This is a genomic window from Corynebacterium faecale (assembly GCF_030408735.1).
Taxonomy (GTDB): Bacteria; Actinomycetota; Actinomycetes; order Mycobacteriales; family Mycobacteriaceae; genus Corynebacterium; species Corynebacterium faecale.
In genome coordinates this window covers 2,401,282-2,414,565 of sequence record NZ_CP047204.1, presented here as the reverse complement: position 1 = coordinate 2,414,565, position 13,284 = coordinate 2,401,282, and the positions used below count along the sequence as shown (strand labels likewise).

14 protein-coding genes and 2 tRNA genes are annotated in these 13,284 nt (G+C 60.2%); 13 read left to right on the top strand and 3 right to left on the bottom strand.

Annotation, left to right across the window (positions count from 1 at the left end; all coding sequences use genetic code 11):
* The first annotated feature begins 55 nt into the window (after positions 1-55).
* The 3 genes from CFAEC_RS10985 (at position 56) to CFAEC_RS10975 (ending at position 4,287) form a co-directional block, all read left to right on the top strand.
* Positions 56-880 carry an ABC transporter ATP-binding protein gene (locus CFAEC_RS10985; RefSeq protein ID WP_290276803.1) on the top strand — a complete coding sequence of 275 codons (825 nt, stop codon included), beginning with the start codon at positions 56-58 and terminating at the stop codon, positions 878-880.
* Complete coding sequence (locus CFAEC_RS10980; protein WP_290276802.1) at positions 877-3,444, top strand: ABC transporter permease; 2,568 nt, start codon at positions 877-879, stop codon at positions 3,442-3,444. The genes CFAEC_RS10985 and CFAEC_RS10980 overlap by 4 nt, the downstream gene beginning before the upstream one ends.
* A 99-nt stretch (positions 3,445-3,543) precedes the next feature.
* Positions 3,544-4,287, top strand: coding sequence for a DUF1648 domain-containing protein (locus CFAEC_RS10975; RefSeq protein ID WP_290276801.1), 744 nt, complete (start codon positions 3,544-3,546; stop codon positions 4,285-4,287).
* An 8-nt stretch (positions 4,288-4,295) separates the two neighbouring features.
* Here the strand turns inward: CFAEC_RS10975 and CFAEC_RS10970 are convergent, their stop codons facing one another.
* Both CFAEC_RS10970 and CFAEC_RS10965 read right to left on the bottom strand, forming a co-directional pair.
* On the bottom strand, positions 4,296-4,637 hold the full coding sequence (locus CFAEC_RS10970) for a fluoride efflux transporter FluC (protein ID WP_290276800.1): 342 nt from the start codon (positions 4,635-4,637) through the stop codon (positions 4,296-4,298).
* A complete protein-coding gene (locus tag CFAEC_RS10965) occupies positions 4,634-4,948 on the bottom strand; it encodes a fluoride efflux transporter family protein (protein ID WP_290276799.1) in 315 nt (104 codons plus the stop codon). Before CFAEC_RS10965 ends, CFAEC_RS10970 begins: the two co-directional genes overlap by 4 nt.
* Positions 4,949-5,062: 114 nt before the next feature.
* On the opposite strand from CFAEC_RS10965, the gene pgm reads away from it, so the two are divergent.
* From pgm to CFAEC_RS10930, 7 genes are all read left to right on the top strand, one after another.
* Complete coding sequence (gene pgm, locus CFAEC_RS10960) at positions 5,063-6,733, top strand: phosphoglucomutase (alpha-D-glucose-1,6-bisphosphate-dependent) (RefSeq protein ID WP_290276798.1); 1,671 nt, start codon at positions 5,063-5,065, stop codon at positions 6,731-6,733.
* Positions 6,734-6,975: 242 nt separating this feature from the next.
* Complete coding sequence (locus CFAEC_RS10955; protein WP_290276797.1) at positions 6,976-7,707, top strand: DsbA family protein; 732 nt, start codon at positions 6,976-6,978, stop codon at positions 7,705-7,707.
* Positions 7,708-7,931: 224 nt separating this feature from the next.
* Positions 7,932-8,004, top strand: a tRNA-Ala gene (locus CFAEC_RS10950).
* A gap of 34 nt (positions 8,005-8,038) precedes the next feature.
* A tRNA-Ala gene (locus CFAEC_RS10945) sits at positions 8,039-8,114 on the top strand.
* A 74-nt stretch (positions 8,115-8,188) separates the two neighbouring features.
* Entirely contained in the window at positions 8,189-9,232 is a 1,044-nt protein-coding gene (locus CFAEC_RS10940) for an MDR family oxidoreductase (RefSeq protein ID WP_290276796.1), read from the top strand.
* Positions 9,233-9,360: 128 nt separating this feature from the next.
* Positions 9,361-9,783, top strand: a complete 423-nt coding sequence (locus CFAEC_RS10935; RefSeq protein ID WP_290276795.1) for a pyridoxamine 5'-phosphate oxidase family protein — start codon at positions 9,361-9,363, stop codon at positions 9,781-9,783.
* A 10-nt stretch (positions 9,784-9,793) separates the two neighbouring features.
* Positions 9,794-10,549, top strand: a complete 756-nt coding sequence (locus CFAEC_RS10930; RefSeq protein ID WP_290276793.1) for a fructosamine kinase family protein — start codon at positions 9,794-9,796, stop codon at positions 10,547-10,549.
* Positions 10,550-10,553: 4 nt separating this feature from the next.
* Here CFAEC_RS10930 and nadE read toward each other — a convergent pair whose 3' ends face one another.
* Positions 10,554-11,387, bottom strand: a complete 834-nt coding sequence (nadE, locus tag CFAEC_RS10925) for an NAD(+) synthase (RefSeq protein ID WP_290276792.1) — start codon at positions 11,385-11,387, stop codon at positions 10,554-10,556.
* 198 nt (positions 11,388-11,585) lie between these two features.
* Between nadE and ykgO the strand changes: the two genes are divergently transcribed.
* The 3 genes from ykgO (at position 11,586) to nrdI (ending at position 13,196) form a co-directional block, all read left to right on the top strand.
* Positions 11,586-11,708 carry a type B 50S ribosomal protein L36 gene (gene ykgO, locus CFAEC_RS10920; RefSeq protein ID WP_003857945.1) on the top strand — a complete coding sequence of 41 codons (123 nt, stop codon included), beginning with the start codon at positions 11,586-11,588 and terminating at the stop codon, positions 11,706-11,708.
* A 493-nt stretch (positions 11,709-12,201) separates the two neighbouring features.
* Complete coding sequence (gene nrdH, locus CFAEC_RS10915) at positions 12,202-12,435, top strand: glutaredoxin-like protein NrdH (protein ID WP_290276790.1); 234 nt, start codon at positions 12,202-12,204, stop codon at positions 12,433-12,435.
* Between the two features lie 299 nt (positions 12,436-12,734).
* Positions 12,735-13,196: a class Ib ribonucleoside-diphosphate reductase assembly flavoprotein NrdI gene (gene nrdI, locus CFAEC_RS10910; protein WP_290276789.1), complete on the top strand. Its 462-nt coding sequence runs from the start codon at positions 12,735-12,737 to the stop codon at positions 13,194-13,196.
* The last annotated feature ends 88 nt before the right edge of the window (positions 13,197-13,284 follow it).

Sequence of the window (13,284 nt, the reverse complement as noted above, 5' to 3'; positions counted from 1 at the left end):
GGCAAGCCCCGCACCGCGCGGGGCGCAATGTAGTTTGAGGAAAGCACCGAAGTTGATGAGCAACCAGCCCGCAGGCACCCCTGACAGAGGGGCGGAGAATTCCTTCACCCCGGCCACTGAGATTGACGCGAACCGTCCCGTAGCCGGCGAAGCCGCAGCCAGGGCCGTGAATCTGCACAAGGCTTATGGCCAGGGTGATACCACCGTGACCGCACTTGATCATGTGAATGTGGAGTTTGAGGCCCGCAAGTTCACCGCCATCATGGGCCCCTCCGGTTCCGGAAAGTCCACACTCATGCACTGCATGGCAGGTCTGGACACCGCAACCGGTGGATCCGCCTTCATCGGTGATACCGATCTGTCGGTGCTCAAAGATAAGGATATGACAGCCCTGCGCCGTGACCGGCTTGGCTTCATCTTCCAGTCCTTCAACCTGGTGCCCACCCTCACTGCGGCGGAAAATATCACCCTGCCCACTGATATCGCCGGCCGCAAGGTGGATCAGGAATGGTTCGAACAGGTCACGTCGCGCCTCGGGCTGAGTGAGCGCCTCAAGCACCGCCCGGCTGAGCTGTCCGGTGGCCAGCAGCAGCGAGTCGCGTGTGCCCGCGCCCTGGTGTCCCGCCCGGACATCATCTTCGGCGATGAACCAACCGGCAACCTGGATTCCAACTCCTCCGCTGAGGTGCTGAATATTCTGCGCACCGCGGTGGATGAGGATGAGCAGACCGTGGTTATTGTTACCCACGACGCCCGCGCCGCCGCCTATGCGGACCGCGTGATCTTCCTCGGCGATGGGCGCATCGTGAATGAGCTCTTCGATCCCAAGATCGATGACATTCTGGCGACCATCACCGGAATCGAGGACATCACCCGATGAGTTCCGGATCCACCATGCGCAGGGTGAGCTTGCGCAATATCGCCGCGCACAAGGTCAGGTTGTTCCTGACCGTGCTGGCCGTGGTGTTGGGCACAGCGTTTGTGTCCGGTTCCATGATGTTCACCAATGCTCTGTCCTCCACCTTTGATGAGGCGATCGCCAGTTCCCTCGACGGTGTGGACGTGGTGGTGTCAGCCACCGACAGCGGTAACACGGGTGGCATTCCCGTGGAGACCGTGGAGGAGATTCGGGCACGCGATGATGTAGCCAACGTCAACATCGATGCATCGCAGAGCGTGGTGCTCGCCACGGAGGATGCCCAGGCGATCCAGACCGGATCCGGTTCCTCCACCGTGGCCATCTTCTACGAGCCGGAGCAGGCCGTGGGCATGCCTTATCAGCTTGCCGACGGAGAACTGCCCCAAGGCCCCGATGAGGTTCTGATCAATCAGGAGGCCGTGGAAGAATACGGCTTCGGTGTCGGGGACAACCTCCTGGTGGTGGACTCCGGCGGACGTTACCCCGTCACCATCACCGGCACGACCACCCTTGATAGCGAAACCGCCATGCCAGGCATCCGCCTGGCCATGTCGGTCGACGGTTACAGCGAGCGTTATCTCAACGGTGACACCGTTCCCAACCTTCTTGTCTCCGGTACGGAGGACACGGAACCACAAGCGCTTGTCGACGCCCTGGCCGCCGACCTCGGCCCGGAAATCCAGGTGGAGACCGGCGAGGCACTTGTTGAGGAGATCACCGGACAGATCCGTGATGCACTGAGCTTCGTCCAGTACTTCCTCGTGGCCTTCGGCCTGATCGCACTGCTGGTGGGCACCTTCATCATCGCCAACACCTTCTCCATGATTGTGGCGCAGCGCATGCGGGAATTCGCCCTGCTGCGTGCCCTGGGTGTGTCCCGTAAGCAGCTGACCACCTCCGTGGTCTTTGAGGCCGTGGTGGTGGGTCTCTTCGGATCCGCCCTGGGTGTCCTCGGCGGCGTGGGACTGGTGGCGGCCATCTCCGCAGTCTTGAGTAGTTTCGGTATGCCGATGGGTGGCAGCCTCGGCCTCACCCCGGGTGCCGTGGTCACCGCTCTGGTCCTGGGCACGATCGTGACCGTGATCAGTGCGTGGGCGCCGGCACGCCGCGCAGGTCAGGTTAAACCCGTCGAGGCGATGCGCGCCATCGAATCCACCACGGTGCGATCCATGGCTGGACGCACCATCACCGGTGGCATCATCCTGGTCCTGGGCATCATCCTCGCTATCGCAGGTGCCATGCTCACGGATTCCTCCACCTCCACCCGTTCCATCATGGTGGGCCTGGGTGCACTGTTCGTGATTGTGGGAACGTTCTTCTTCTCCCCGGCGCTGTCGATCCCCGTGGTCGGTGGTCTGGGCCGCGTCATCGGTGCTCCGTTCGGCGCGGTGGGGCGTCTTGCCGCCACCAACTCACGCCGTAACCCCCGCCGTACAGCAACCACCGCATTTGCCCTCACACTGGGCATCGCCCTGGTCACCGCCATCGGCATGCTGTCCGCCACCATGAAAGAGGCGGTCAGTGATCTGCTGGAGGAACAGGTCAGCGCGGACTATGTGCTGACAGGTCCCACCGGCGGCTCCATCACCCTGCCCCGGGAGGCCGCCAACGATGTGGCAGATCTGGACAGCGTGGGCCAGGTTTCCACCCTCGGTACCAGCCTGCTTGCCGTGGATGGTGAGTCCTCCTTCGGAGGTGGCCCACAAGCCCCGAGCTTCACCGCAAGTGGCAACCTCGGGGAGTTCATCGTGGCTGAGGGGGTGGAAGGGACCATGGATCTCACCGACCCTGGTTTCATCGCCTCCAAGCCGTTTGCCGATTCTATTGGTTGGGAATTGGGCGAAAGCTACCCGATCAGCGCCGTTGGACAACCGATCACCGAGGTGGAACTGGTTGGTGTTTATGACGAGAACCTGGTGCTGGGCAACTTCGCTGTGTCTGAAGCAGCCCTCGAGGGAACCCCTCTGGAGGGCCAGAGCATTCCACAGCTGATCATGGTCAACGGCGTCGAGGGTGTCGATGATGCCCAGCTGCGTGCGGACGTGGAAGACGCCGTGGCTGACTACATCGTGGTCCGGGTACAGAGCTCCTCAGAGTACGCCGGGGAGACCGTTCAGATCATCAACACCATGATGAACATCCTCTACGCACTCTTGGCGCTCGCGGTGATCGTGGCGATCATCGGCATCATCAACACCCTGGCACTCAATGTCATTGAGCGCCGCCAGGAGATCGGCATGCTGCGTGCCGTGGGCACCAGGCGTGGCCAGATCCGCAGCATGATCACCCTCGAGTCCGTGCAGATCGCCATCTACGGTGCGATCGTGGGTATGCTTATCGGTCTCGGACTGGGTTGGGCGTTTGTGACGGTCTTGGCCGGCGAAGGCCTGGAAGCCGATGCCACAGTGCCGTGGGACATGCTTCTCTGGATGCTCCTCGGATCCGCGGTGGTGGGTGTCATCGCGGCGTTGTGGCCGGCGCACAAGGCCGCCACCACGCCTCCGCTGGAGGCCATCACCGACTAAGTTTCCTGTACCGACTCCGGTATCTGCAGATATCACCGCCACCTGTTATTAAAGTGGCGGTGATTTTTGTTCCTGGAAAAATTGTTAACATCAACACCTGTGACCAGACCTGCTGAGAAGATGCCCGATCTGCCCAAGATCCCCATGAACTGGAAATGGATCCTGGCCACGGCCGTATCCACCGTGATCGTGGTGGCACTCCTGCTGGCTGTCTACTATCCGATGCTCCCTGATCCCATGCCGGTCCACTGGAACGCCGCCGGGGAGGCGGATGGTTTCAGGGACAAGACCCTGGGTGGCTTCCTTTTCAACATCCTGTTGGGGCCCATCATCATGTTGCTGACCATGCTCGGCGCGGAGGCCATGATCTCCATGCAGTCCGCGTATGTCACCGGTCCGGGTGGGGCGAAGAACCCCCATGAGGCATACCGCACCTGGCATGGCTATAAGGCAACGATGAAGCATATGGGTTGGTTCATGTTCACCTTCAACCTGTTCATCATGGTGATGCTGTTGCGCACCTACGCCGGCAACCCCGGCAGGTGGGAGATGCCGTTATTCCTGGTGGTCATATTCGGGCTCTGTGGTGCGCTCATGTGGGAAATAACAAAAGATCAGAAGGCGATAGCGCAGAAGTATCCCAAGGAACCGGGGGAGAAGGGCAAGGCCATAGGCATCTTCTACAACGACCCGGAGGACAAACGCATCCTGATCGACACCGGCAGTGGTTCCAATTTCACCTTCAACCTCGGTCAGCCCGCCGGAAGATTCTGGGCGGCACTTCTCTTCGTGGTGATTCCCCTCGGACTGCTGGTGTGGGTGACCATCGCAGCCTTCAGCTGACGTGGTTCTTATAGGAAGTACGCCCCCAGTATCAGGCCAGCCTGCACGCTTGCGGCGCCCACCATCAGGGTGGCGCCCCCGTAGCGTGCCAGGATGCCCCATTCCCGCGCACGGATCAGTTCACCCAGTTCTTTGGCCAGGGTGGACCAGGTGGACAGCGCACCGCAGAAACCGGTGACCAGGAGTGCGGTCTCCAGGGCGGGAAGTTCACTGCCGATGACCACCCCGGCGAGGAGACAGGCCAGGGTGTTGGCGGTGAATGTTCCGGCCCTGACGGGAAGGCTTGTGTTCAGGGCCCACCGCAAGATCCCACCTGCGAAGGCCCCCACCGCCACCAGTGCGAAGGTCATGATGCCCACCGGTCACCCGCCAACCAGGCTGCTGTGCAGCCCATCACGGTCGCAGTGAGATAAAAGGCGGCGTGCGGCAGGGGAGCGTCGATAAGCACCACCGCGAATGCGGAAAAGGTGGTGAAACCACCAAGAAAACCCGTGCCCCAGAACGGCCCGGGTTTGAACCGGCCCATGAAAAATGAGCCGGCCACATTGATGGCCAGGATCGGCCACAGACCCGCGCCGAGCCACACCATTAACGCCAGACGCGCGCACGCACCCAACGAGGCGCCGGTGCCCACCGCCAGCCCTTCCGACAACTTCGGCATGAAAGCAGACTCTACCTGCATACAATTTCGCACATCTCCTGCAAAGGAGCGTGTTTGGGGGAATGATGGACAAGGATACAACCTGAGAAACGTCTTTTGAAGGAGTAAGTACACATGGCACACGAGCGCGCCGGGCAGCTGGCACAGCCAGAGGACCTCATCGATATCGCAGAGGTGGTCACCGCATATTTCACCCGCATCCCGGACGTGGAGAACCCCGATCAGCAGGTCGCCTTCGGTACCTCCGGACACCGTGGTTCCTCCCTGGACAGTGCCTTCAATGAACATCACATCCTCGCCACCACACAGGCGATTGTGGATTACCGCAACCGCGGTGAGCTGTCGGAATACTTTGCCGGTCCGATCTTCATCGGCCGTGACACCCACGCCCTGTCCGAACCTGCGATGGTGTCCGCGCTTGAGGTGCTTCTGGCCAATGAGGTCGAAGTGCTTGTCGATGCCGACGGTGGCTACACCCCGACACCGGCGGTGTCACACGCCATCCTCCGTTATAACGACGGCGTGGTATTCGGCACCGCGGGCCCGACCCGCCCGCTCGCCGATGGCATCGTGATCACCCCCTCGCACAACCCGCCGCGCGATGGTGGTTTCAAGTACAACCCCAGCAACGGTGGGCCGGCGGACACGGATGCCACCGACTGGATCGCCAACCGCGCCAACGAGCTGTTGCGCGGTGGACTCGCAGACGTGAAGCGTGTGCCCGTCAACGGAGTGCTGGATGAGCGCGCCGGGCGCTATGACTTCAAGGGCACCTACATCGAGGACCTGCCGAATGTGGTCAACATCGAGGCCATCCGTGAGGCCGGTGTCCGCATCGGTGCTGATCCGATGGGTGGCGCCTCCGTGGATTACTGGGGGGAGATCGCCCGGATCCACGGCCTTGATCTGACCGTGGTCAACCCACATGTAGATGCCACGTTCCGTTTCATGACCCTGGACACCGACGGCAAGATCCGCATGGACTGCTCCAGCCCCCATGCCATGGCCTCCCTCATTGATAACCGTGATAAATACGATGTGGCCACCGGCAATGACGCCGATGCTGACCGCCACGGCATTGTCACCCCGGATGCCGGTCTGATGAACCCCAACCACTACCTGGCCGTGGCCATCGATTATCTCTTTGCCAATCGCCCAGACTGGTCCGGGGACACCGCCGTTGGCAAGACCCTGGTCAGCTCCTCCATGATCGACCGCGTGGTGGAAAAGCTTGGCCGCCGACTGGTTGAGGTGCCGGTGGGCTTCAAGTGGTTCGTCCCAGGGCTCATCGACGGTGACATTGGATTCGGTGGCGAGGAATCCGCCGGTGCCTCCTTCCTGCGCATGGACGGCACCACCTGGTCCACCGACAAGGACGGCATCATCCTCAATCTGCTGGCCGCGGAGATCATCGCCGTCACGGGCAAGACCCCATCTCAGCGCTACGCCGAGCTGGCAGAGGAATACGGCGCACCCGCCTACGCCCGCACCGACGCCGAGGCCAACCGTGAGCAGAAGGCCATCCTGAAGAAGCTGTCCCCGGAGCAGGTCACCGCCACGGAACTGGCTGGAGAACCCATCACCGCCAAGCTCACCGAGGCACCCGGCAACGGTGCGGCCATCGGTGGACTGAAGGTGACCACGGAGAACGCCTGGTTCGCGGCGCGTCCATCCGGCACCGAGGACAAGTACAAGATCTATGCCGAATCATTCAAGGGGGAGGAGCACCTGAAGCAGGTCCAGGAAGAGGCTCAGGCTCTGGTCAGTCAGGTTCTGGGCCAATAACCCTGTTTATTTTCTCCGGGCTCGATGTGAACTCAATCCCAGCACAAGTAGTGGACATGTCAAATAAGGTGTTCATGGTTTAAAGTCGAGTGCATACCCGGAGAACATCCCTGAGCGTGAGAACTTCAGGCTTGAGACGTGGTTCACCTGTGCTCCCGAAGTTGGCCGGGCAGAACCATATAACCGGGCGCGTCCTGAATGACGCGTTAAGACCATTGAAGGAAAACAAGGTAAGGCATCCCATGAGCAACAAAGTTCAAAACCCCAACCAGGGGGGCAGCAAAGCTTTCCTCTGGGCCCTCGTTGCCGTCGTCGTGGTGGCAATCGTCGTTGTCGCCTACATCGTGATCAACGGGCAGGGGGCGAAAACCGAGTTCGTGGCCGAGCGTGACTATGAAAACACCTCTGTCAGCGCCACCCTCGACGAGGACAAGATCATCCTGGAAGCAGAGGACGGCGCCTCGGACGATGCCAATCTGGTCCAGCTGTACGAGGATTACTCCTGTAACTTCTGTGCGATCCTCGCTGAGAACACCGATGATGACATGAGGGATGAAATCGAGGCGGGCAACCTCATCGTTGAGGTCCATTCCCTCAACTTCCTCGACCAGGGTAACGCCGAGGGCCACTCCACCCGTTCCCTCGCAGCGGTCCTCTCCGTCGCTGATTCCGGTGACTCCGATCTCTACTGGAACTTCCGCACCCTTCTCCTGGAAGAGCAGGATGAGCTGATCAACCAGTGGAGTAACGAAGACTTCGCCGACGCCGCCAGCAAGATGGGCGCCGATGACTCCGTGGTGAATGCCATCCTCAACGGCGACAACGTGGAGCGCGCCATCGAGGTGGCCACCGCGAATGCCGAGCTGCTGAACCAGCAGACCGGTTCTGTGTCTTCCCCACGCGTGGTGCAGAACGGCCAGGATCTGCCAATTGAAGATATCAACCAGTGGATCGAGTACCTCCGACAGAACTAATGCTTCTTGCTGAAGCATAAGTCGCACTGTGAAGATCCCCCACCTAAGGTGGGGGATCTTCTGGCATTCTGGGATGTCCTGAGTTTGATACTGGGTGTGGGGTGTCGGTTGGTGCGGGTTGATGCGGTCCCCCGCGCCGGGCGTGGGGTCAGTGGTTTGACCGAACAACCTGCCGATTTGGATAAACCAGCCGGTGAGATGTAGATTTACATGAGTTCAAAAAAGGGGCTATGGCGCAGCTGGTAGCGCACCACACTGGCAGTGTGGGGGTCACGGGTTCGAATCCCGTTAGCTCCACTGGGTTGTTAAGACCCGACAATAAAATACCTACGGGGCTATGGCGCAGCTGGTAGCGCACCACACTGGCAGTGTGGGGGTCACGGGTTCGAATCCCGTTAGCTCCACCAGTAGATAGAAACCCTGTTCCACACTCAATTGAAGGTGGAACAGGGTTTCGTCATTTTCATTACACTTGAGCGCTATGACTTCAGCTTCAGCAGACAGCACGCGCAGTATCAACAGCATCGTCGTTTCCCAGGCGGAGAACTTTCAGGGGGATGACGGCAAGCCGGCTACCATCCTCGAGTACCGCGACACCGCCGCGCAGCAGGAATTCCTTGGAAGCGGTGACCTGCTCATCGAGGTCGGATGGAGCAGCCTCAATTACAAGGATGCGATGGCGCTGCGCGGTGATAAAGGGGTGGTCCGGACCCTGCCTCTGATCCCGGGTATTGATGCGGTGGGTACCGTCATTGAATCCCGTAGTGAACGTTTCGGGCGTGGTGATGAGGTGGTGCTCAACGGCGCGGGTCTGGGGGAGAGCCGACATGGCGGTTATACCCAGCGGCTCTGGGTGGATTCCGATTCCACACTCCACATTCCTTTTAACTTCTCCGCGAAGCAGGTCGGGGCACTCGGCACCGCTGGCTACACAGCAGCCCTGAGCGTTGATGCACTGCTGCAACAGGGGGTGACACCTGAAGACGGAGAGATCCTCGTGACAGGATCCACCGGAGGTGTCGGATCCATTTCCCTCCATCTGCTCCACCAGCTGGGGTACACCACCGTCGCTGCCACCGGGCGCAAGGAAGAACACGCGGAGTACCTCACCGGCCTGGGTGCCTCCGAGATCATTGACCGTGCAGAACTCTCCGATCAGGGCCGTCCTCTGCAGAAAGCACGCTGGGCGGGTGTAGTGGATTCAGTGGGATCGCACACACTTGTCAATGCCCTCGCGCAGACGAAGTGGGGCGGGGTCGTCACCGCGTGCGGTCTGGCCCAGGGAGCGGATCTGCCAGCAACGGTGCTGCCTTTCATCCTCCGGGGCGTGCACCTGGTGGGCATCAATTCCGTGGACGCACCCCGTGACCTGCGGCGACGGGCGTGGTCCCTGCTGTCGGAGCACATGGATACCGAGGTCCTGGACTCCATGACCACCACCGTTGATCTGGCCGATATTTCTCAGGCCGGGGCGGATCTCATGGCGGGTAAGCTCCATGGCCGCACCGCGGTGAAGGTTCATTAGCACTGCGTGATGGTCTGTGAACGCTCCACGTTAACACTGCTGGCCAGGTAAACTGACTAATGGAAAACATTTCTATTCCTGAATTATCTACCAGGTGTTTAACACACTAAAAGGGGAGTGTTGCAGCAATGTCAGACCTCAACGGACCGGTCAGGAAGCTCACTGAGCAGGAATCCAGGGAGCGACTCGGTGCGGTGGCCCTCGGACGTATTGTTGTTCGCCGCAGCGATGACATCGAGATCTTCCCGGTCAACTACGTCATGGATGAGAAGAATCTCTACTTCCGCACTGCAGAGGGCAACAAGCTCTTCACCATCAGCCTGAACCACGATGTCCTGTTCGAGGTGGATAATGTGGATGAAGAGACCGCCTGGTCCGTGGTCATCCGGGGAAATGCGGAACTGGTCCGCGATGGCGATGAGATCCAGCACGTCGATTCACTCGACCTCAAGCCGTGGATCCCCACCTTGAAGTACAACTACGTCCGCATCGCACCGGATTCGATCACCGGTCGTGAGTTCCAGCTCGGCGAGGAACCAGAGCGCTACTAGCAGCCCAGCAGTGGACATCTTCACTAAGAAGCCCGGAGAGCCTCAGTCATCATTGGCTGAGGCCGCCGGGCTTTCCTGGCTTCGGGAGGCATCACCGGCGGCGGTCGCCCGCGTGATCAGTGTGGATGCGCACCACATCTCCACAGCCCGGGTCGAGCCCACCCGGCCGACTCCCGCCGCGGCACGGACCGCCGGCCGTGAACTCGCGCGCATCCATCTTGCGGGCGCCCCCGCTTTCGGCGCGCCCCCTGCCGGCTGGGAGGGGCCGAACTACATCGGCACCCAGCGCCAGGAATGCACCCCGGTGGAGCGGTGGTCGGACTTCTACTCCGGGCAACGGGTGTTGCCCTTCGCCCACCACGCTTATCGACGCTCCCACCTCAGCGCCGACGGCCTCCACACAGTCCAGGTGGCATGCCGGTTGCTCCGACAACTCGACGTCACCGTGCCCCCGGCCCGCCTCCACGGTGACCTGGGGAACGGAAATCTGCTGTTCGGCACCGAGGGGCCCGTCATGATCGACCCGGCTGCGCATGGCGGTCACCCCGAAACAGACCTGGCCATGCTGGCGCTGTTCGGTGCGCCGTTCCTGGAAGAGATCCGCGCCGGGTATGAGGAGATCAACCCGCTTGAGTCCGGGTGGGTGGAGTGGACCCCGCTGCATCAGTTGCATCCACTGGCGGTGCATGCAGCCTCACATGGTCCGGCCTACGGTGTGGCACTCATCGAGGCAGCCGAAGCCACCATCACCCTTCTGGACGGATAACCGGTTAGTTGCGCCACCACTCATCCTGCGGGGTGGCCGGCAGGTGGCGTTTGTGTTGGCCCACTTTCCACAGGTGTTCGATCCGTGCGGTGGATTGAGGGCTGACCTCGCCATTGTTCTCCAGGTAGGTGTCGATTTCCTGGTAGGTCACGCCCAGCGCATCCTCATCTGCCAGGGCCGGGCGGTCTTCTTCCAGATCGGCGGTGGGAACCTTGGTCCAGGTGGAGTCCGGTGCACCGAGATGTTCCAGCAGTGCAGCTCCCTGGCGCTTGGTCAGTCCGGCGAGGGGAAGAACATCGGCGGCGCCGTCACCGTATTTGGTGAAAAACCCGGTGACATTCTCTGCAGCGTGATCGGTACCGATGACCAGGAGTCCGAGTTCGCCCGCGATGGCGTACTGCGCCACCATCCGCTGGCGGGCCTTGATATTTCCCTTGTTAAAGTCCCCGAGCTCTTCCGTACCCAGCGCTGCGGCGGTGGCAGCTTCCATGGCGTCGGTGGTTTCCCGGATATTGATGCTCACGTTGTGGTCAGGCTGGATGAACTCGAGCGCGATGAGGGCATCCTGCTCATCAGCCTGAAGACCATAGGGTAGCCGGACCGCCACGAACCGGTGATCACCACCATCCTCCCCGCGGATGCGTTCCACAGCGAGCTGCGCCAGTCTGCCTGCAATGGTGGAATCCTGTCCCCCGGAGATACCGAGGACATAACCCCGGGCACCGGAGATCCGGAGATAGTCCACGAGGAACTGCACCCTGGATTCGACCTCTGCTGCCGGGACGATATGGGAAACAGTAGATAACTGTGAGATGATTTCGGTGCGAGTATCGGTCATGGCCCTCATCGTAGGCTTTAATGAGGTCCCATTGCCGTGAACGCGGTCAATCCAGTCGCATTCAGGCGGGGTTTGGTGTTTAGCTGGCACGTCGGATAATATAGACCCTCGTGTCATAGCTGGTATGACGTGCGGGTTTTCCCACACATCTACCTAGCCCCAATAGCCTTATAGCGCATGAGAGAAAGGAGCGCCCGAATGAAGGTACGCAATTCCCTTCGGTCGCTGAAGAACAAGCCGGGCGCCCAGGTCGTGCGTCGTCGTGGCAAAGTCTACGTGATCAATAAGAAGGAGCCACGTTTCAAGGCTCGCCAGGGTTAAACTCCGGGTAGAACTGAAACACACCGTTGCCATCCATGGTTTCCATGGATGGCAACGGTGTCTTCTTTTCTCTGGTGGATTCAACGAGGGGGTATCCACGCAGAGTCGGCTTAACCTGCCGGCAATGAGATGTTTGTAACAATTTCATAAAGGAGACAAGGGCCCCCACTAGACCAACAGGGAGAATGACATGAATGTAGTTACATCAGCTGTCTTCGAAATGTGGGCGGGGCGCAATATGTGGGGGCTGGAGAAGTGATGTGCTGGGAATACTCACGGTGTAACTACTATATGTAGTGCTTGTTGCACTATTTCACCACAAAGTATAGTGTCTGTGTTGTCGCCTTAAGGGATTCCCCCTCAGTCGGGGAAGCTACTGAATCAGGCTGAATAGTGGCCAGAAATGGCACCAAAAACTTGAGAAATATCCAAATAAGTGAGATGAGGTTTCAGCTCCCATGAGCTGAGGCCGAGAGGAAGAAGGTCCGAAACCATGGCCATCACCGTTTACACCAAGCCAGCCTGCGTCCAGTGCACCGCCACCAAGAAGGCTCTCGACCGTGCAGGTCTGGATTATGAGCTCGTGGACATCAGCCTTGATGATGAAGCCCGCGACTATGTCCTGGCACTCGGTTACCTCCAGGCCCCGGTTGTCGTGACCGGAGCCGAGCACTGGTCCGGATTCCGCCCAGAGCGCATCCGCGACATGGCGGCAGCAGTAGCCTGATACGCCAATGGTCTTCCCGCTGAGTGCCATTGACTGGACTCAGTGGGGGAGGCGAGGCTTCAGACACTGTTGAAGGGCACCGCAGTCCTCAAATAAGAAACCGCGTGCCCCACGTCGCCTCTCATCGGCGGCGTTTCGTATTTTTCCCTCCCGTCAGTAGTGCGGGGGGAGCGCCGGGCCGGGAGGGGTATCCTTGTCGCAGGGAGTTTTCCCTCATGGCCAGACTGCTGCTCCGCCTGCGTACCGGTGAACACCGAAGAACACGGTGCGAATTCTTGAGAAGGGAAGTGAGTTCGAGGATGTTAGTTGTGTACTTCTCCTCGGCCACGGACAACACCCACAGGTTCGTGCAGAAGCTCGGGCTGCCCAACGTGCGGATCCCCCTGACCCGGGGCGAAAAGCCCCTCGAGGTCAATGAGCCCTACGTCCTGGTGACACCCACCTACGGTGGCGGTGTATCCATGAGCGGTAAGAATTCCAGACCGGTGCCACCCCAGGTCATCCGCTTCCTCAACGATGAACACAACCGCAGTTTCATCCGCGCTGTCGTGGCGGGTGGAAACTCCAACTTCGGTACTGATTTCGGCCTTGCAGGGGAGATCATCGCCAAGAAATGCAAGGTTCCCTACGTCTATCGTTTTGAGCTCATGGGCAATGAGGAAGACCTGAGAATCCTTCGTGGAGGTCTCCTCCAGAACGCAGAATCCCTCGGGTTGGGCCCCGTGTCCGAAGAGCTCCGTGAGTTAGCGCTGGGGCATTAACTCCGGCATCATGGGGCAGACGAAACACCTGCGGCCCCCCTCGTGGCGCCATTCCAGGCGCCGACAAAAACTACAATAAAAACTTCTG